Annotated in this window: 17 protein-coding genes; 7 read left to right on the top strand and 10 right to left on the bottom strand. The window is 63.4% G+C overall.

The features are described from left to right. Positions 1 to 173: 173 nt before the first annotated feature. Positions 174 to 914, top strand: coding sequence for a type 1 glutamine amidotransferase (locus tag FIV42_RS06025; RefSeq protein ID WP_141196801.1), 741 nt, complete (start codon positions 174 to 176; stop codon positions 912 to 914). On the opposite strand, the gene FIV42_RS06020 is transcribed toward FIV42_RS06025, so the two are convergent. From FIV42_RS06020 to FIV42_RS06010, 3 genes are all read right to left on the bottom strand, one after another. Further along, positions 875 to 1993 (bottom strand): hypothetical protein, encoded by a 1119-nt coding sequence (locus tag FIV42_RS06020; RefSeq protein ID WP_141196800.1) that lies wholly within the window; start codon positions 1991 to 1993, stop codon positions 875 to 877. The two genes, FIV42_RS06025 and FIV42_RS06020, sit on opposite strands and share 40 nt — an antisense overlap. After that, positions 1990 to 2649 (bottom strand): hypothetical protein, encoded by a 660-nt coding sequence (locus tag FIV42_RS06015; protein WP_141196799.1) that lies wholly within the window; start codon positions 2647 to 2649, stop codon positions 1990 to 1992. Before FIV42_RS06015 ends, FIV42_RS06020 begins: the two co-directional genes overlap by 4 nt. 89 nt (positions 2650 to 2738) lie before the next feature. Beyond that, positions 2739 to 3299 (bottom strand): hypothetical protein, encoded by a 561-nt coding sequence (locus FIV42_RS06010; RefSeq protein ID WP_141196798.1) that lies wholly within the window; start codon positions 3297 to 3299, stop codon positions 2739 to 2741. 189 nt (positions 3300 to 3488) lie between these two features. On the opposite strand from FIV42_RS06010, the gene FIV42_RS06005 reads away from it, so the two are divergent. Further along, entirely contained in the window at positions 3489 to 4049 is a 561-nt protein-coding gene (locus tag FIV42_RS06005) for a hypothetical protein (RefSeq protein ID WP_141196797.1), read from the top strand. 124 nt (positions 4050 to 4173) lie between these two features. After that, positions 4174 to 7917: a zinc-dependent metalloprotease gene (locus FIV42_RS06000; RefSeq protein ID WP_141196796.1), complete on the top strand. Its 3744-nt coding sequence runs from the start codon at positions 4174 to 4176 to the stop codon at positions 7915 to 7917. Between the two features lie 104 nt (positions 7918 to 8021). Here the strand turns inward: FIV42_RS06000 and FIV42_RS05995 are convergent, their stop codons facing one another. After that, positions 8022 to 8501 (bottom strand): cyclic nucleotide-binding domain-containing protein, encoded by a 480-nt coding sequence (locus FIV42_RS05995; protein WP_141196795.1) that lies wholly within the window; start codon positions 8499 to 8501, stop codon positions 8022 to 8024. Positions 8502 to 8516: 15 nt separating this feature from the next. Next, positions 8517 to 9158 (bottom strand): sterol desaturase family protein, encoded by a 642-nt coding sequence (locus FIV42_RS05990; RefSeq protein WP_141196794.1) that lies wholly within the window; start codon positions 9156 to 9158, stop codon positions 8517 to 8519. Positions 9159 to 9384: 226 nt separating this feature from the next. Here FIV42_RS05990 and FIV42_RS05985 point away from each other — a divergent pair, with 226 nt between their 5' ends. The 3 genes from FIV42_RS05985 to FIV42_RS05975 all read left to right on the top strand — a co-directional run bounded on the left by FIV42_RS05985 (position 9385) and on the right by FIV42_RS05975 (position 13171). Beyond that, on the top strand, positions 9385 to 11658 hold the full coding sequence (locus tag FIV42_RS05985; RefSeq protein WP_168210451.1) for a PAS domain-containing sensor histidine kinase: 2274 nt from the start codon (positions 9385 to 9387) through the stop codon (positions 11656 to 11658). Positions 11659 to 11769: 111 nt separating this feature from the next. Then, positions 11770 to 12297 carry a hypothetical protein gene (locus tag FIV42_RS05980; protein WP_141196792.1) on the top strand — a complete coding sequence of 176 codons (528 nt, stop codon included), beginning with the start codon at positions 11770 to 11772 and terminating at the stop codon, positions 12295 to 12297. A 160-nt stretch (positions 12298 to 12457) separates the two neighbouring features. Next, positions 12458 to 13171 carry a TVP38/TMEM64 family protein gene (locus tag FIV42_RS05975; protein ID WP_141196791.1) on the top strand — a complete coding sequence of 238 codons (714 nt, stop codon included), beginning with the start codon at positions 12458 to 12460 and terminating at the stop codon, positions 13169 to 13171. On the opposite strand, the gene FIV42_RS05970 is transcribed toward FIV42_RS05975, so the two are convergent. Further along, positions 13149 to 13814, bottom strand: a complete 666-nt coding sequence (locus tag FIV42_RS05970) for an RNA polymerase sigma factor (protein ID WP_141196790.1) — start codon at positions 13812 to 13814, stop codon at positions 13149 to 13151. The two genes, FIV42_RS05975 and FIV42_RS05970, sit on opposite strands and share 23 nt — an antisense overlap. A 552-nt stretch (positions 13815 to 14366) precedes the next feature. Here FIV42_RS05970 and FIV42_RS05965 point away from each other — a divergent pair. Next, positions 14367 to 15377: a hypothetical protein gene (locus FIV42_RS05965; RefSeq protein WP_141196789.1), complete on the top strand. Its 1011-nt coding sequence runs from the start codon at positions 14367 to 14369 to the stop codon at positions 15375 to 15377. 548 nt (positions 15378 to 15925) lie between these two features. Here the strand turns inward: FIV42_RS05965 and FIV42_RS05960 are convergent. From FIV42_RS05960 to FIV42_RS05945, 4 genes are all read right to left on the bottom strand, one after another. After that, positions 15926 to 16936: a Vps62-related protein gene (locus tag FIV42_RS05960; RefSeq protein ID WP_141196788.1), complete on the bottom strand. Its 1011-nt coding sequence runs from the start codon at positions 16934 to 16936 to the stop codon at positions 15926 to 15928. Between the two features lie 229 nt (positions 16937 to 17165). Continuing rightward, the gene (locus FIV42_RS05955; RefSeq protein ID WP_141196787.1) at positions 17166 to 17894 is read right to left on the bottom strand and encodes a universal stress protein; all 729 of its coding nucleotides are present in this window, start codon (positions 17892 to 17894) and stop codon (positions 17166 to 17168) included. A gap of 4 nt (positions 17895 to 17898) precedes the next feature. Next, complete coding sequence (locus tag FIV42_RS05950; protein ID WP_141196786.1) at positions 17899 to 19239, bottom strand: APC family permease; 1341 nt, start codon at positions 19237 to 19239, stop codon at positions 17899 to 17901. Positions 19240 to 19275: 36 nt separating this feature from the next. Beyond that, positions 19276 to 19737: a YbhB/YbcL family Raf kinase inhibitor-like protein gene (locus FIV42_RS05945; protein ID WP_168210450.1), complete on the bottom strand. Its 462-nt coding sequence runs from the start codon at positions 19735 to 19737 to the stop codon at positions 19276 to 19278. Positions 19738 to 19810: the final 73 nt, after the last annotated feature.

The raw sequence follows: 19810 nt of genomic DNA, 5'->3' as shown, positions 1-19810 counted from the left end.
GACCAACGCAGTTCTGAACAGACCGACCCGATTACCGAGCCGCCCCTGTCGCCGCCGAGCATGGCGACGGGGGCGGCTTCTTTGCGTTTGGCCGACGGCGTGCCAATATTGGGCGCTGCCATTGGTATCGAGCACGCCGAGTGCCGATTTGATGATGAGGACCAGGAGCACAAGTGAGCGGTCGTACCCCAAAGATTTTGTTGTTTCAGGCGCGCGAGCCCGGAGATCCGATGCTCGACCACGAGCTTCGCTGCTTTGCCGAGCGCTGCGAGTTGAGCCCCGACGCCTTCGTGTCGGTCAATATGGCCGAGGCAGACTTGAGCAGCGAGTTGCTGGAGGGGCCCGACGCGGTGATGGTGGGCGGCGCCGGCGAATATTCGGTGGTCGAGGGAGGTTTCGATTGGCACGAGTCAATGCTCGAGTTGATGCGCGCGGTGGCTCGAAAGCGCATGCCGATGTTCGCCTCCTGTTTCGGGTTTCAGGCGCTGGTGCAAGCCTTCGGCGGCACGGTCGAGACAGTGTCGCACATGTCCAAGCTGGGCACCTATGAGGTGACGTTGACCGACGCCGGCCGTCGCGATCCGATCTTCGGGGCGCATCCCGACACCTTCGATGCCCAATTTGGCCACAACGACTCGGCCACCGAGTTGCCCGACGAGTTGGTGCTCTTGGCGCGCTCGGAGCGCTGCCCGCACCAGGCGGTGCGCTTTCAGGATGCGCCCATCGTGGCCACGCAGTTCCACCCGGAGCTGTGCGCCCAGGACAATATCGAGCGCTACATCGCGTATCTTCAAAATTACGAAGCCGCAGCGATCTCACGCGAGCAGGCCGAAGAAAAGGCGTTGCAAATGCACCGGCCCAGCCCGCACGCCAGTCACTTGTTGCGCGAGTTCGTCAAGGAACTCCTCGCGTAGGCAATCAGCAGCAAGAAGGCCATCCACACTCCCCATCGCTGGCCGCGTCCGCCCGACGTCGAGCAGCTCGGCGTGTTCACCAGCGGCGCGGCTTTGCCCTTCTGGGCGATGTCGAGCCACTTCGACTCGCAGATATCGTTCTCGACGGTGCATCCCGGCTGGTAGGTGGTCCAGTCGCGAAGCACCGCCTGCATCGCGTCGCGGTCGCGCTCGTAGACCTCGTCGACGAAGGCGGCCAGAAACTGCGCGGTCGCCAGGCGGGTCACGTCGGCGATCTGCTCGGCGTCGCCTTTGCACGCGTCCATGGCGGTCGAGTGGGCGAGGCCGTCGCGCGCCGGCTCGTGCTGCTCGGTGATCGCCTCGGTGTAGTTGAGCACGTGCAGCACGCGCTCGAGGTCGTCGGTGCGGATGGTGTGCGAGAAGCAATCCTGGAAGGTGTGCAGCGCCGAGCCGGCCCAGAACGCAGGCGCCCACACCTCGATGTCGACCGCGCCGTACAATTCGACAAAGGTCTCGCGGACGATGAGCTGCTCGCCGGGCGGGCGCCGACTGGCGCGTCGCGCACGCTCGACCAACTCGGTGATGTGTGCGCGGGTGGCCTCGAGGGCGCTGGCGTTTCCTTTGGGGCCGTCATCTTGCGCGCGGCGCAGGCAGTGTTTTTGTTGATCGACCGAGTAGACGTGCAGTTCGCGACTCGACGACAAGTTGACCACGGCCGTGCCCCCCGAGTCGGGATAGCGCGAGCCGAGGACCAGGCTTGTGATCACGAACTTTTCTCGCCGCGAGTCGACCTCGACGTCGACGCCTTCCAGCAACAGATCCGACAGCTTGTTCCACTTGTCGCTGTCCGGCAGTGGCACCTCTTGATCGACTGCCAGCCCCGCCTCCGTCTCCCCGAAAGCGTCCGCTCCCACGATGGTGTGCGCGGCGACTTCGCCGGACATCGACTCGTGACACGCGTCCGAAAACCCGGTCTCGATCTCCCAGGCCCACACGGTGTCAGACACCATGTTGAGCGCCACCACGAGGCCCACAATCCACGCCAGTCGCTCGATTCTTTGGTCGCACCGCAACATCACAATCCTACCTCGATGACAAAGACGGTCTTGAATTCGGTCTGGTCGAGCGTCGGCTCGTCGAGCGCGGGCTGCGACAGGCTGAAGGTGATCGGGTCCCACTCCAGGCGCAGCCTGTCGGTGATGTTCCAGCGAAGCCCCGCCGGGCGTACGTCCACGAAAAAGCCAGTGGTGCCGGCGGCGTCGAGCACCGTCTCGAAGACCAGGGTGGAGGTGCCGGCCGCGGCGCTGATGCGCACGCGGTTATCGAAGAGCAGGTGTTCGACGCCGAGGCCGGCGTTGAGCACGCCCGGCTTGACGGTCCAGCCCTCTCGATTGGGGACCCACAGGTTGTGGGTGAGCTGGCCAACGACGCCCCAGCGCTCCCAACGGTGGCCCAGCCGCGCTCCGTAGCCGAACTCGTTGGGCAGCATGTTGCGCCCGGGGATGCCGTTGAGCAGGGCGACGTTGGCGTCGAGTTGGGCCCACCATTCGCCGTGTTGGTCTTGCTGGTTCTGCTGGTCTTGCTGGTTCTGCTGGTCTTGCTGGTTCTGCTGGTCTTGCTGGTCTTGGTGGTCTTGGTGGTCTTGATGGTCGTCAGGCTGCGCCGCCTGCGCCCCCGGCAAGGCGGACACGATCAGCAGGCCCACCAGAGCCAAGAAGGCAAGTCCTCTCCCCACGCCCCTCGGGCGAAGGGGAGATGCCGAGCGCAGTCCGCGAGGCCGAGGGGCGGCGCCATTTTCGAAAGAAGCATCGTCACGCCAATCACTCAAAACGTCGCCTCCACCGCCAAACTCGTCCGATACGACGCATTGAAGAGCGGGATTTCGGTGAGCACCGGACTCGAGAGCACAAACCCGAGCGGGTGGAACTCCAGATTCCAGCGGTCGGCCACCGGCAGGCGGAACCCCGCCGGTTGGACCTCGATAAAGGCGCCCACTTTGCCCGCCTGGGTCAATCGGGTGTCGAAGAGCAGGGTCGACGTGCCGAGGGTCACCGACGAGCGCACATGCCCGCCGATATGACGCAGCCCCACGCCGGCGCCGATATTCAGGATCGGATCGGCCGCGCCGCCGAGCTCGGGATCGAACCAAAAGACCTGGTCGGCGACGCCGAAGACGTCCCACGACTCCCAACGGTAGCCGGCGCGAACGCCCACGGCGGCCGTGCCCGGCGTCAGGCTCCCCGAGGCCCACTCACCCAGGTAGGACACCCCGGTCTCGCCGGCGGCAAAATAGCCCTCGTCTGCCCGCACCGGCGGGGCGCACAGCACCAGCGCCGCGCTCACGGCGCTCAGGACGACATAGCGAATAATGGTTCGGCGCGGCATGAATCGCCCGCTGCTCGAGTACATCCAATGAGGTCGTAGTGGTTCTACTTCTTAAAGCTCGAACGGCTGTCGCATCCGTCAAACGATTGCTGTGCGTGCGTCGGTGGGCATTTTTAGGGTGAGCACGCTCGATCGCGTGTGTCGATGCATCCACCATCGGCGCACTCAACTAGGCAGCGAGGTGTAGTTATGAAGGGCAAACTTTGGACGAGCTTGGCAATCGCCGCAGCTATGTCCCTGATGGTTTCTCTGCCGACGGCCGTCGGTCAGGGCACAGACGACAAAGAGAAGGTCCAGGAGGAGTTCAGCGGGACGTACGGGGTCGAAAACGGCAAGGACGCCGCGCGCAAAAAGATCAACCGCTCCATCGACCGGATCGTCGAGGAGATGGCGTTCTACAAGCGGCCCTGGGCGGACGATAAGCTCGAGGCCAAGACGGTGCCGTGCGCCACCCTCGAGGTGTCATTTCCCGGCGACGACATCGCCGTCGAGTGCGACGATCGGCCGGTCTACAAGTCGCCGGTGGGCAACGAAAAGACCACGTACACGGCCTCCGACGGCTCGAAGTACGCGCTGCGTCAGAATCTCGACGGTCGCACGCTGACCCAGACGTTCGTCAGCGAGGATGGTACGCGCACCAACAAAATGACGCTGACCCCCAGCGGCAAGACAATCTTGATGCGCGTTCGACTCGAGAGCGGTCAGTTGCCACGCCCCCTCGAGTACAGCCTGACCTACGAGAAGAAATAGCCTCGGTGAGGCCGGCGAACTTCACTCCTGCGCCTGTTTGACGGGCGTTAGAAGACGAACGGAACGGAACTTGCTTTAACCCCACGTCGAACGTTCCGATTGTCTAGGAGTGAAGGAATCGCCAATGAAAATACTTAGAAGAATGACGTACATGTCGGCGCTTGTGATTGCCGCATGTGCGCTGCTTGCCAGCTGCGCCCAAGACGTGGGCGACATCGACCGCACCCAACCCAACAAGATCCTCAAATCGGATCTGGAGGGCGACTGGTACTTCCAGCGCACCGTGGTCGACGTGCCTGCCGCCGACGGGTTTACCTTTGTCGGCAACACCGACCACGCCGGGCTCAAAAAGATCGACTGGGACATCCAGGAGCATTACCTGTATGCCCGCCGTCAGACCGAGCTGATCGAAAACGCCGACGGCAAAGAAGAAGAGGGCGAAAACTACAAAGGTGAAGTGGTCGCCGCCTATCGCATCCTGGGCCACTTCGACGTTCAACGTCAGTACAACCCGACGACCGGCGAGCAGACCAACGTCATCGTCGAGAACTACAGCGACCGTCCCTGGGACGAGCGCGACTACATGCGAGTCGACTGGTCGACCGACCTGTCGACGAACTTCGACCTGGACTTCGAGCGCGCCTCCATCGAGCCGATTCCGTATTACGTCCAGGACGAGCACGGCAACGTCGACGGCGAAGCCGTGCCCAATCCCGACGCTCCGGTCTTCGACTACGGGACCAACGCCGACGGCGAAAAGGAACTCTCCTACTTCGACCTGACCAACAAAATCCACGCCCGCGCCGGCACGATGTACTACCCCGGCTACGGCGAAATCCCGCTGTGCTGGTTCTTCGGCGGCGAGTTCAAAGAGTGTGGTTCGGGCGAATACACCATCCGCAACAGCTTCAAGCGCATCGACCCCGAGCGCGAGTACGTCCCGATGCCCTACAAGGGCGAGTCGACCGACGTGTTCGGCTACTTCACCACCGACCGCATGGTCTACGACGAACACGAAGGCGTGCGTGAGCAGCACAAGAAGCGCTTCCTGAACCGTCACAACCTCTGGAAGAACTGGTATGACGAAAATGGCGAGCTTCTCGACCCGGCCGACCGCGAGCTGCGTCCCATCGTCTACCACGTCAACACCGACTTCCCCGACGATCTCAAGCCCATCGCCCACAAGGTCGCCGACCAGTGGAACAGCGTCTTCAACGACGCGGTCACCGCTCAGGGCTACCAGCTCGGCGCCGACGAGCGCACCTTCATCCTGTGCCCGAACAACCCCATCCAAGAGGGCGACCCTGCCGAATGTGGCGAGCCGGGCACGTCGCCGCGTCTGGGCGATATCCGCTACTCGTTCATGGCCTACGTCCCCAAATTCATGGACTACGGGCTTCTGGGCCTCGGACCGTCAAACAACGATCCGGAGACCGGCGAGATCATCAGCGGCATGGCCTACGTGTATCACTGGAACAACACCGCCGCTTACCGCACCCAGGAGATGGTCGAGTTGCTCAACGGCAACCGCAGCACCGACGACTACATCGACGGCGTCGACCTGAGCCGCTGGGTCGAAGAGGTCAACAGCACCGAGGGCAACTCGCGCACCGTCGACCTGACCGAAAACGAGCAGTTCATCAAGCGCATCGCCCACGGGTGGGACGGCGAGTTGTCGCCGATCACCGCCGAAGAGGTCCAGCTGCAAGAAGAAGAGGGCTTCGACGCCTTCCTCGAGAAGCGCCTCGATCGCTTCCACCAGACCAGCCGCCTCAACGCCGACGACTACGCCCCCGAGGGTAAGCTCAAGCAGCTCAAGAACTCGCCCATCGAGGACATGCTCATCAGCGATGACTTGCTGATGATGACCGGCCACCAGCCGGGCACCCCGGTGACCGACGTCGACATGCAGGCTGCCAGCGTGCTGCGCGGTGGCTTCGCCAAGCGCGCCCAGACCCTGGCCGAGCTTCGCGAGCAGTTCGCCGCCAAGCGCAACATGTACCTGCCCGAGATGGCCGACGACGCGCTCATGGGCCTGGCCCGCGAGCTCAAGGACGAGGACCCCGACAAGGTCTACGACATCATCCGAGAGTCGATCTACACCGCCGTCTTGGCCCACGAGGTCGGCCACTCGCTCGGCCTGATGCACAACTTCGGCGGCTCCGAGGACGTGGTCAACTACCACGACGATTACTGGAAGATCCGCGACGACGGCAACGTCGGCCCGCGCCTGAACGACCCGATCACCCAGGACGAGATCGACGCCAAGCTGTACGACAACGCCTACAGCTCGATCATGGACTACGCCGGCCGCTACACCATCGACGGCAAGGGCGTGGCCAAGTACGACCGCGCCGCCATCCTTTACGGCTACGCCGGCAAGGTCGAGGTCTTCAAAGACAACGCCGGCATGGACCACCAGATCCTTCGTGACTGGGGCGAGCGTGACGGTGAGATCTTGCAGTTCACCACCTTCGGCCCGCGCGCCGTCCACTACACCCAGCTGTACAACACGATGGGTGAGAAGATGTACGAGGACTCGAACCGCATGCTCGTCGACGTGGCCGACGTGGTCAAAGACGGCGACTGGTCGACCGCCGAGGTCGAAGGCCAGCAGTACACCCGCGTGCCGTACATCTACTGCTCGCACAACAACTACAACCTGAGCGACAGCTGCCTGACGCGCGACCACGGCGCCGACTCCTACGAGCGTATGAAGAATATGCTCGACGACCTGGACACCTGGTACATCTCGCGGTCGTTCGCCCGCGGTCGTATCGGCACCAGCTCCTGGAGCTACATCAACTCGTACTACCCGCGCACCTTCCGTCGCCTCAAAAAGTGGCACGACCTGTACGGGCTGTACGCCGAGCTGCTGCCCACCTTCTACCCGGCGAGCACCGTCGAGAGCTTCTTCACCGACCCGGTCAACGGCTGGGGCGGCAAGTCGTGGGCAGTCAAAAACGCGTTCAACTACCTCATCCAGACGATCATGATGCCCAACGTCGGCCAGTACGAGAAACGTCAACTCGTCGACGGCACCGAGATCCTGACCAGCCCGATGCGCCGCATCGACGCCGAGCTCGGCATCACCGACGCGCGCTACTACTCCACCAGCTGGGGTGACGGCGACCGCGAGTGTGGCTACATGTGGTACGAGTGTCTGCACCACATCGGCTTCTACCTCGACAAGATCATGGCCATCGAGGCGTTGACCGACACGGAGACCAACTTCGTGGCTCGCTCGACCCCCGAGGATATCCGTGAGTGGGAGGTCGGCTACTCGACGACCTTCTACGACCAGATCCTCGAGCTCAACAACGCCATCATGGGTCAGAACTACGAGAAGGTCGGCCCCTATCTTCAGAACGGCGAGCTGGCTTTCCCCGACTACACCGGCGAGCTGGACACGTCCAACACGGACGTGGTCGACCCCTATGCCACCTTCACCATCCAGTTGTACTGGCAGGTGCTCGGTCAGGCGCGCTTCCCGGATAGCTACGACCAGAGCTTCGTCGAGTCGTCGCGTATCTGCATCCGCGGCATGGGCAACTGCCCCGAGCTCGACGCCGACGACAAGGTCTCCTTCAAGGACCCCTGGAGCGGCTACGTCTACGAAGCTGCCACCTTGGGCGCCAAGAAGGGCGCCGGCGAGACGGTCATCGAGCGCGCCAGCCTGCTGCTTCGTCGCTCCGACCACTGCGACGACGCCGGCAACACCATGACCACCGACGACGACTGCGAGTCGGGCGTCTCCCCCGAGATGCGTGGCGAGGCCACCCGCGAGCTCAAGGACTACCTCGAGCTCATCAAGGCCGTCTCGTTCATGACCCCGGTCATGGACTTCGGTAACCCGTACGCTCCGTAATCTCGGAGTGATCGAGTGACCCACAGAAAAGGCCCGCCGGCATCAACCCCGGCGGGCCTTTTCTACATTCCAACCCTCAATCTCCTAAACCCCCTAACCCCCCCTCACTCGAACATGTCGCTCATAGCGAAGAACGCCAGCTTGTCGTTCGACGCCCGCAGCCGCTCGGCCAGCGTGTTTACAAACGAAGTCAGGATCTCGACGGCCGCCTCCTTGTTCTCGTCGAGCAACTTCTGAAAGTCGACGCGCGACAGCCGGGCGACCTTGACCGGCGAGCTTGCGATCGCCGAGGCGCTGCGCGGCGACTCGTCGCCCACCAGCGACATCTCGCCGAAATAGGCCCCGTCGCTCAAAAACGCGAGCGCCTCTTCGCCCACCCCGGGGATATCCTTGGAGATGCGCACCTCGCCCTTGAGAATCAGGTACATCGCGTCGCCCTTGTCTCCCTCTTGGAAGATGCGGTCGGCGGGCTTGTACTCTTCGGTGGTCGTCAGGGCGACGATGTCGGTCAGAGCGTGGTCGCTCAGCGAGGTGAAAAGCTCGATGTCGCGAAGCATCGAGATATCCAGAAACTGCCAGCCCATTTCAATCTCTCATTGTCAGTCGCGTGCTTGGACCCTGTGGGACTCACGCAGATCATCGGTGTTAAAGACCACGTCCCATAACCGGGTGGAGACGCCGTAGCGCAACTCCGAGTAGTCGTCGACGAAGTGGTGGCTTACGTGGTGCTTCTTGAGTCGCTGCAGCCACCGGAAGCCGGCGCGACGATGATGGACGTGATAATGGATGACATCATAGCACATGTATCCAAAGACGAAACCGCTGTGGAACGCCCAACCATAGTCGCCAAGCAGCAAGGTCCACGCAAAAAGAAAGACGAAAAAGAGCAGAATACTCACCGCAGGCGGCATCACCAGCCGGTACTTGTCGTTCGGCCAGTCGTGATGCACGCCGTGCAAAAAGAAGTGCATCGTCTCGCCCCAGGAGGTGTCGGGGACCCAGTGAAACAGGGTGCGGTGCAGCCAGTACTCCACGAAGGTCCAGGCCAAGACGCCTGCCAGGGCCAAACCCACCGAGGCGAGCACGCCGACGTCGGCGCGCGCCACGCTGTGCCACATGAGCCCCGCCGAGGCGGGGATATACAACAGCGGCACGATGAACCACGGCGTTCGCGAGAGCCCGTCGAGAACGTCGTTGTCGAAGATACGCGGTGACTCCGGCGACTCTTTGATGAGGAACATGCGTCTCTCCCGCTTCGATCACGTTGTGCGGTCGCTTTGCTGCATCAAAAGTAAACAGCAACCCGCCCAGAAGTAGCCGGGAGCCGGCCGTGTTGGAAAAACGCGTCACTGGTCTAATTCGAGCGAACCGACTATGGTAGGAGAAACGCTGGGGATTTCCCCGATAGCGTCAAGAGTAGCTATTTCGAGCCTCTCACCGGCTTTGTGGGTGAGGTGGGGAAGCATCGTGAGCACGTCGACAGAGATCGAGCCGGCTGTGTGTGCCGACTCTGAGCCGCAACTCGAAGGTCCCGTGGTCGTCTTCAAATGGAAGGCGGCCGAAGGGTGGCCGGTCGAGTATGTCTCGCCAAACGTCGAGCAGGTCTTCGGGTATCCCGCCGAGCGCTTTTTGAGCGGGGAGCTGCTCTACAACGATATCATTCACATCGATGATCGTGAGCGCGTCACCGCCGAGTGTGAGGCGTATCTGCAGCGGGGAAGCGCCTACAGCGTACACTCCAATTATCGGGTGGTGCGCGCCGACGGCTCGGTGATCTACGTCGACGAGGCCAACCGCGTGGTGCGTGGCCCCGACGGCAGGCCCAAGCATTTCGTGGGTCACGTGGTCGACGTCACCGAGAGGCGCGAGACCGAGACACAGCTTCGACGCGGCAAGGCGACGCTGGCCGAGGCGCTCGACATCGCCCAGCTCGGCTATTGGGAGTGGGACCTGCGCACCGGCGAGACGACCTGGTCCGACGAGATGTACCGCATCCTGGGGGTCGACCCCGACAAGATGGAGCCGTCGCTGGAGGCCTACCGCGAGTATATCCATCCGGAGGACGTCGACACGGTCTTCGACATCAGCCGCAAAGTGCTGACGCAGACGGGCTCCTACAAGCACCGCTTCCGCATTCGTCGCGCCGATACCGGCGAGCTTCGCCACGTCCGCGGGCGCGGCCGGGTCACCGAGCTGAGCTGCGACGGCCGCGTGGCGCGTATGGTGGGCACCGTCCAAGACGTCACCGAAACGGTGCGCTCCGAACAGTTGCTGCGCGACGAGCGCTCGTGGCTCAAATCCCTCATCGAGGCGATGCCCGACGGCATCTCGTTTCGCGACGGGGAGGGCCGCTGGCTGCTGGCCAACGACCGCACCCTCGAGTTCATGGGGCTCGACGGCTTCGACTATCAGGGCAAGACGACCTGCGAGCTCGCCGAATTCAGCAACAGCTACGGCGACGTCCAGCTCGAGTGCGACCGCACCGACGAGCTGGCCTGGGAGCAGGGCGAGCCCTACTCCTTCGAGCAGGAGGTGCCCGCACTCGACGGCGAGATGCACACCTTCGACGTCATCAAGGTGCCGGTCTTCGAGGACGACGGCAGCCGCAAAGGCCTGCTGGTCGTCGCCCGCGACATCTCCGAGCGCAAGCGCACCGAAGAGGCGCTCAAGGAGAGCAAGGAGCGACTCGCCGAGGCCCAGCGCATCGCCCACCTGGGCAGCTGGCACCTCGACCTCGACACCCGCCAGGTGGCCTGGTCCGACGAGGTCGACCGTATCTTCGGGCGCGACACCGAACAAGCCGGCGAGCCCCTCACGCTCGACTTCGTGCTCGATCACGTCCTCGAAGAAGAGCGTGAGCGCATCGAGCGGGTCACTGATCGGGCTGCCAACACGCTCGAGCCCTTTCAGATGGAACACCACATCGTGCGCGTCGACGGCGAGACGCGCATTGTGCACTCGGAGGGCAAGGTCGAGTGCGACGCCTCCGGCGAGGCCGTCGCGATGGTCGGCATCATCCAGGACATCACCGAGCGCAAAAAGGTCGAGCAGCTCAAAGAGGAGTTCGTCTCCATTGTCAGCCACGAGTTGCGCACACCGCTCACCCCCATCACCGGCGTGCTCACCCTCCTGGCCGGCGGAGGCGGCGGCGAGCTTTCGCCGCGCGCCCAGAAGATGGTCGACCTCGCCCTTCGCAACAGCCACCGCTTGCTCTACTTGATCGACGACCTGCTCGATATCCAGAAGATGTCGAGCGGCGAGATGGACTTCCACATCCGTGAACTCGAGCTGGCCAAGGTCGTGCGCGAGTCGCTGCGCATCAACATCAGCCTCGAGCACCAGAACAAGGTCAAATTCGCCTTCACCAACGACGCCCCCGAGGCGACGGTGCGCGGCGACAAGGGCCGGCTGATCCAGGTGCTGACCAACCTGCTGTCGAACGCCGCCAAATTCTCTCCGCACAACGGCGTCGTCGACATCCGCCTGAGCACGACCGCCGAGGGCAAGGCGCGCATCTCGGTGAGCGACCAGGGCCCGGGCATCCCCGAGGAGTTTCGCCACCGCGTCTTCGACAAATTCGCCCAGGCCGACTCCTCGTCGACGCGCAAGCACGGCGGCACCGGCCTCGGCCTGACCATCTCCAAGTCCATCGTCGAGCGCCTCGACGGCGAGATCGGCTTCGAGACCGAACTCGGCGAGGGCACCACCTTCTTCTTCGAACTCCCCCTCGCAAAGCCCTGACCCCCGACGTCTGCAGTTCGACGAAACTCGCTGCGTAGTTACCTTTGTTGTCGAGAACCCTGCTGCGTTCAGTGCAGGTCAGTTTGTCCAACTGAAACGAAGGGAAACGCTATGAGTACTATCAAACGTATCAGTACCGGAATTCTGATTTCTTTCTTCGCCCTGGGCGGCATGACCGCTTGCTCCCAGGAGGCCCAGCAGACCAAGGAGGAAGAGGGCGTCGTCGGCGTGGCCGAGTACGGGGCCCAGGAGACTGAAGAGAAGGCCAAGGACGTCGAGCAAAGCGCCAAGGTCACTCAGGAGAGGGCCGAAAAAGAAGTTGAAGAGTTCATCGGCGGTGGCCCGGTCGAGAGCGACACCGAGAAGATCATCACCAAGGTCGAACGCGAGATGAAGGCATATCAAGAGGCGATCGACGAGAAGGGCCAGAAGCTCGACGCGGCGACCCAGCTCAAGATGCAGAATATCGAAGAGCGCATCTCGCTGGTCAAAAAGCAGTACAACGAGCTCCAGCAGCAGACTGACTGGGGCGTGGCCGAGATCGACGCCGAGATCGAGACCCAAGCCGAGAATATCGAGGACGACTGGGATGACCTCGAGGACAACCTCGAAGACATGCTCGGTGAGTCCTACGACTGACATCTACCGACTGGCTTAATTCGAGCCAGGGAAGCTCTCGGAGCGCTCCCGGCGCAGCACGCGCCGGGGGCGCTCTTTTTTTCTCTGTCGAAGACCACCCCTCGGTCGGTATAGGTGAATGCCGAGCGAACATCGGTGTCGGAGTACGGAGTTAGACGAGATGAGCAAAAAACTACGCATCGGCGCGGTGATCGTGCTCGTCCTGGTCTTCGCCGCGCTCTATTTCTTCTTCCCGGTGCGCCAACTCCTCGACGATTTCATCGTCTGGGTGCAGGGCCTGGGCATCTGGGGCGGGGTGGTCTTCGGGCTGGTCTACGTGCTCGCCGCGGTGCTCTTCGTGCCCGGCTCGGTCATCACGCTGGCGGCCGGGTTCACCTTCGGTGTGGTCTGGGGGACCGTCATCGTGTCGCTGTCGAGCACCCTCGGCGCGGCGCTGGCGTTTCTGATCGGGCGCTTTTTGGCCCAGGACTGGGTCGCCGAGAAGGTCGAGGACTACCCGCGCTTCCACGCGCTGTACCGCGCCATCGACAAAGAGGGCTTCAAGACGGTCATGCTCGCCCGTCTGGTGCCCATCTTCCCGTTCGGCCTGCTCAACTACGGCTTTTCGGTCACCCGCGTGCCCTTCTGGAAATACGTGCTCGCCTCGTGGATCGGGATGTTCCCGGCCACGGTCATGTACGTCTATTTCGGCTCGGCGGCCGGCAGCCTGGCGCGCGTGCTCGCCGGGGAGGTCGAGCGCACGCCGATGCAAAACGCGCTCTTCATTGTTGGGGGCATCGCCGCGGTGCTCGTGACCGTCTTCTTGACCCGGCGCGCCCGCCAAGAGCTCGACAAGCTCACCGAAGGCGAGGTCACTCGCGACCCAGATTCGTGAGCTCGGGGCCCATGTCGCGCAGGTAGCGCTCTAGGGTGGCGCGCAAAAAGAGCCGCGCGCGGTGCAGCCGGCTCTTGACCCCGGGCACGGTCAGCCCGACGACCTCGCCGATTTCGTCGAGCGACAGACCTTCGACCTCGTAGAGCAAAAAGATCGACTGGTATTTGGGCTCGAGCTCGTCGACCGCCTCGACGATCTTTTGGCGCAGCTCACGGTTCTCCAGCGCCTCGTCGGCGCGCACGCGCCAGTCGGCCAGGGTGATCGGCGCCTCGTCACGCTCGTCGAAGTCGGGGCTGACGTCGTCGAGGGCGACCTCGCGGCGCCGCCTCTCCTTGCGGATGCGGCTCAACGCCGTGTTCACGACGATGCGGTACGCCCAATTCTTGAACTTCGCGTCCCCGCGAAAGCCCTCCAAGTTGCGATAGATCTTCAAGAACGCCACCTGCACCACGTCCTGCGCGTCGGCCTCGTTCTTCATGTAGCTCCACGCCAGCCGGTGAAACTGGTCCTGGTAGCGGTCGACCAACTCCTCGAAGGCCGCCCAGCTACCCGCGTTGGTCCGGTCGACCAACTCGCGGTCGCTGCACTCCGGGCAAAAGGTCACACGCGATCGCTCGAGTCTCCCAAGGGCCTGCAATTCCATGGCTGTCGCTCCGTTCCAGTCGCAAATCGAGGTCGATACTCCGGGGGCCTACATCGATTAGTTCGGCGAGGGCGCGAAACGTTACAGATTTTTTTGGCGGGGAGGGGCTTGTGAATTTCACAGAGGCCCGAAACTCGCGCGGGAGGGCTTCAGAAATTTCACAAAGGCCCAAAACTCGCGCAGGAGACGTCTGTGAGTTTCACGAAGCCCCAAAACTTGCGTGGGAGGGGTCCGTGAGTTTCACGAAGCCCCAAAACTCGCGTGGGAGGCGTCTGTGAGTTTCACAGAAGCCCAAAACTCGCGTGGGAGGCGTCTGTGAGTTTCACAGAAGCCCAAAACTCGCGCGGGAGGCGTCTGTGAGTTTCACAGAAGCCCAAAGCTCGCGCGGGAGGCGTCTGTGAGTTTCACAGAAGCCCAAAACTCGCGCGGGAGGTGTTTGTGAGTTTCGCGAAAGGCCAAACGACAAGTTTTCAGGTAGAAGTTTCTTGAAACGAAAAATCCGCTATAGTCGTCTTGTTCGTACGCAAGCTGATTTGCCCTGAGGAGCTGCCGATGTTTCGCTCGATGTCCCGCTACACCCTCGTCGCCGCCGCGCTATGCCTGGCGTCGGCCCCCACGATGGCCGACGCCTCGCCGTGGACGCTGCCCAAAGACAAGTTCGTCCTCACGCTCGACTCGAATTACCAGAGCGCCGACGAGGAGTACCTGCCCGACGGCGAGCTGCAGCAATTCCCGCTCGACGGCGAGTTCACGGCCATCACGTTCAGCGTGGGCGCGCGCTACGGCATCACCGACAAGATCGAGCTGGCCGGCGACCTCAACCTCAAGCAGATCAACTACAAGTCCGCCCCGGTGCTCCTGGAGATCCCCGACGGCGCCGACAGCGCGACGCTCAACGACGCCATCTTCGACTTCAGCAAATCGGCCGCCGGGGTAGGGGACGCCGAGCTGCACGGGCGCTACGCCCTGGTGCGCGGCCTGGTGCGGGTGACCTCGCAGACCTCGGTGCAGTTCCCGGTCGGCTACGAGACCCCGCGCGGCACCTTCCTGGACGACGAGCCCAACCCGGCCGCCATCGAGGACGACGTCACCCTGGGCGACGGGCAGACCAACCTGACGCAGAGCTTTTTGTTCGGCGCCTACGTCCCGGCCACCCGAAGCTTCGCGCGCCTCGACGCCGGCTACCGCCTGCGCGTGGGAACTCCCGGCGACCAGACGGTCGGCGGCGTGAGCATCGGCCAATATCTGGGCGATAATTTTCTAGTCTTCGTGGCGGGCAACGGCGCCTACACGCTCTTCGAGGGCGAGTCGATCGGCAAGTCATTCATCACCCGCTCCCCGGGCAAGTCGCCCAGCGAGTTCGACGCGACCGAGGATATCGAGACGATCGACATCACCCTCGACAAGGATTACCTGAACGTCGAGGGCGGGGTGATCTTGAAGCTGCGCGACCTCGAGATGCGCGCCTCCTACGGCCAGATTGTGTGGGGCAGCAATATCCCGCGCATCAGCTCGTTCTCGCTGGGCGTGGTCTACGCGCTCGACAACGTCACGGCTGAATAGGGCGGTGCGGGGGCATCGGGCCCTCGAAATCGGTGCGTGGGCATCTTGCCCTCGAAATCGGTGCGTGGGCATCGGGCCCTCGAAATCGGTGCGTGGGCATCTTGCCCTCGAAATCGGTGCGTGGGCATCGGGCCCTCGAAATCGGTGCGTGGGCATCTTGCCCTCGAAATCGGTGCGTGGGCATCTTGCCCTCGAAATCGGTGCGTGGGCATCTTGCCCTCGAAATCGGTGCGTGGGCATCTTGCCCTCGGTGCAAGGTAGCACGCTCCTGCAACCAGCGCTGGAAGCGCTGCCTCCAAATCTCGACCGCCGGCGCTGCCTCCGGGACGCCGAACGTGTCCGTACGGCCCTGGCGATCGACTCGACCGACACCCTTCATCAACCCACGCGCAGCAAGCAGCCGCTCCGCTCTGCCGAGAGTGGCGTGTCGGTACTCGTCGCGCGTCGAACACGCAAGCTGGGGCGGTGACGCCCCCGAAATCGGTGCGTGGGCATCTTGCCCTCGCCTCGTTCGGTGCGTGGGCATCTTGCCCTCGCCTCGCCCCGAGTTAGTTGTCCGCGAGCCAATAATGCTGGAAGGCCGGCCCATGCGGGCCCGAGAAGACCGAGCCGACTTCGCCCCAGCGGCCCGAGTAGCTCAGCCAGTGGTAGCCGTCGCGCGGGCCAGCGTCGGTGGCGACGAGCTCGAGGTCTTGCCAGGTGTCCCAGGTCACCCCGCCGTTGGCCGTGCGGTCGGCCGGGAGCATGCCGCGCGGCTGAAGGCCGGGGCGTGCGTACGAGGCGTGGCCGAAGCGGGCGATGTAGACCACCGGGTGGTCGCCGTCGACGAAGCGAACCTGCGAGGGGCGCATCCAGCGTCCTTCGGCGTCGTGCGCGGCGTAGAAGATCTCTTTGACCTTCCGCAGCGACGGGTCGACGCGCACCGTGATGTGCTCCCAGTCGCCCTCGTGCGCTCCCCCGACCGGGCCGCCCATCACCGGGCCGCTGTACGGAAAGAAGAACCAGTACTGGATGTCGTAATTCTTCGAGCCGTCCGACGCCTTGCGAAAGTGGACGTAGGTCTCGGCGCTGTCCATGTCGCCTTCGCGGGTGCGCAGCTCACTCTCGTTGTTGGCGATCTGCAGGAAATAGCGGCTCGGCGAGGTCCCGCCCGACCCGTTGCCATCGACGTAGACCGCCGGGATGACCTCCGGGGAAGTCTCGCCGTGGTCGAGCGCGAGCACGTCGGCGCCGTCCTCGACCTCGAGGCGCATTTCGGTGCGCTCGAGGAACCAGGAGACCGACGACGGGAAATAGCGCTCCTCGGGGTGAAACCTCACCTGGGGGGCGAAGCGCTCGATCGTCTCTTCGACGCTCGGACGCTCCGATGGCGGCGGCACAAACCCGGCGGTGTCCGGCGCCGGCGGCTGCATGATGGCGATGGCGACCGCCGACATGAACACGCCATAGAAGATGTCAGCGCAACTCGAAGGCACGGCCTTGCCCACGGGCAAGCACTGCTCGATGAGAGCGACGACGTAACGATCGAGGAGATGAAACAGGCGGTGGAGGCTGGGCATGTACGACGACTGCGTCCGAATTCCAATCCGAATACCAAGCGAGCACACACAGCGCGTGGAAGCTCTGTGCGGCTCGTACCAATTCTCGTGCGCTCGGAAGCTAAGATTGTCCGCCTAGCTTACACGCTTTGCGGTGAGACGTCCACAAGGTGCTGACTTCTCTGGGGAAACCGCAAGCACGAGATTTCAGTATAGGTACAGAATTACAGTCGCGTTTGTTCCAACTTTCTCAGTCCTCGTCGCCGTGCGCGCGGACCATGATGATCGGAATGGGAGTCTGCCGGAGAAGCTGGTCGCGCAACTTCTTTTCGTTCTCGTCCATGATCACGACGTCGTAGTCGCGCGAGAACTCGATGGTTCGCTCGGCGGGGTCGGCGTCGTGCAGGCAGCGCGTCTCGATGCGGTCCTCGTCGAGTCCGTGCTCGATTAAGCGCTGCTTGAGGCCGTCGAGCACCAGCGACTCTTTTTCGCGCTCGCTCGACTCGGCGTCCTCGTCCATCACATGCAGCAGCGTGACGGGGACCACGCTCTCTTCGAGCAGCGCGGTGATGCACTGGCGGACTCGCTCGAGGTGCAAGTCGTCGGTCACCACGGCCAACAGGTTCGAGATCTTGCCGACCTCGCTGGGGCGGATGAGCAGGTCGACGTCGATCTCGGCTTCGGCGCGGTCGATCGTCTCGACGATGTCGTGGGTGAAGACGAGCGTCGACGAGGTCTGGGCGCCGGTGTCTTGGAAGCGGGCGACGACCTCGTCGAGGCGCTCGCGCGCCTCCTCTTCGAACTGGTCGCGCGACTGCTCCAGGGATGTCTGCTCTTTGACCAGGTAGCAGCCGAGCACGTGCACATCGAGCGCGCCCAAGAAGTCGACCAGCCAGGGCGCGAACGGTTGGGGGTCGGGCAACTCGACCGGCACCAGAATCTTCGTCTTGTCGTCGAACAGCGTATGCGTCGAAGTCATCACGTCACCCGTTTTCGTGAGGCCATTTTCGATAGGCGAGGTACCAGAGCGCGGCTGCGGCGATGATGCCGCCGGCGAGTAGTTGCGAGAGCGGTTTCATGAAGGCGATCAAGGCGAAGCTGGCCAGCGCCCCCAGCGCCGGCACGAACGGATAGAGCGACGTCTGAAACGACGGGCTGTACCAGTCGGGCGAGGAGCGGCGAAGCATCAAGACCGCCAGGCACATCGAGCCGTAGAGCACCAGATGCAGGCACGAGGCGACCTCGGCGAGGGTCTCGACTTGGCCCAGCGCCACGAGCGCGACCACGGGCACCCCGGCCATCAGAATCGAGACCACGGGCGTGCCGAGCATCTCGTTGACCTTGGAGGCGCGCTCGGGCAGGAGCTTGTCGGAGGCGAGCGCGTAGACCGAGCGCGACGAGCTCAGAATGGAGGCGTTCGCGCTCGACAGCGTCGCCAGAAGCCCGCCGCTGAGCACGACCACCGCGCCCACGGTAGCCCACAGGCCGCGGCCGACCTCGACCATCGCCGTCTCGCCGAGCTCGCCGAGCCGTTCGTAGCCCAGCACGCTGGTGGCCACAAAGATGGTGGCGATGTAGAGCACGGCCACGATCAGAACGCTGCCGATCATCGCGCGGGGCAGGTTCTTGTCGGGCTCTTTGACCTCGCCTGCGACGTTGGCGATCTGGGCGAACCCCAGATACGAGGTGTAGACGAGCGCGGCGGTCGTAAAGATCGGGCCCAGGCCCTCGGGGGCGAACTCCTCGGAGACGCGCGCCTCCCCGATGATGCCGGTCGCGTCGATGATGCCGTAGCTCAAAAAGACGGTCAGCAGCGTCGCTAGGATCAACACGATGACGTCTTGCAGCTCGCCGGTCTTCTCGGTGCCGAGCACGTTGACCACGGTCAGCGCGATCGCTGCCGAGACGCCCAGAGCGCGGGCGTTGACCTCGAAGCCGACGCCCAATTCGCCGAAGATCTGGTTGATGTAGAGGCCGAAGCCGACCAGGTAGAACGACGAGGCGAAGACCAGGCCCCACCACAACCCGATGCCGGCCACGGCGCCGGGCAGCTTCCCGAGGCCCTCGGAGACGAAGTAGTAGGTCCCGCCACTTTTGGGGATGCCGGTGGCCAGCTCGGAGGTGCACATGGCGACGAGCACCGAGATCAGTCCGCCCAGGGCGAACGAGACGGTGGCCGCCATGCCCGCTTTGCCGGAGGCCAGGCCAGGAAAGATAAAGATGCCCGCCCCAATCATCGTGCCGACGCCAATGGTCAGCGCCTCTTTGAGGCCAAGCGAGCGTTCGAGCTCACTTTGAGAGGTGCTTCTGTCGGACTCGCTCATTGTTGCCGAGCGGGCACAGGCCCTTTCGAAGAACGGTTACTCGCGATTGTAGAGCCCGACGATTTCGGCCTCGGCGCACAGGTGCGGCCGGGCCATGCGTTTGAGTTCGGGGATCGTCGGGGTGCTCTCGAATTCGAGGTTGGCGATTTTGAGCGCCCACACACGAAAGTAGTAGCGGTGCGGGCCGTCTTGCTTGGGAGGGCAGGGGCCCTGGTAGCCGATGGTGTTGAAGTCGTTCTCGGCCTGCTTGAGCCCGTCGTCTTCAGTGCGCGGAGGCAAGCCCTCCATCAGGCTCGTCTGGTCGGTGGGGATATCGTAAACCCCCCAGTGATGGAACGTGCCGCGCGGCGCATCCGGGTCTTCGCACAAGATGAGGTAGCTGCGGGTACCCTCCGGCCCCTGCGACCAAAAGAGCGGCGGCGAGACGTCCTCGCCGTCGCACGTGAATCTTTTCGGGATGAAGCTGTTGTCGTCGAACGATTCGCTGCGAATCTCCATATTCTCTCCCCCTGCGCGACCTGTAGTTGCTTCACGGGCTACCCTCGTGAAACGTGACTCCATGACGAGCATT

Source organism: Persicimonas caeni (assembly GCF_006517175.1).
GTDB classification, from domain to species: domain Bacteria; phylum Myxococcota_A; class Bradymonadia; order Bradymonadales; family Bradymonadaceae; genus Persicimonas; species Persicimonas caeni.
The sequence above is the reverse complement of the archived record's forward strand: the minus strand, read 5'-3'. Positions and strand labels throughout refer to the sequence as shown.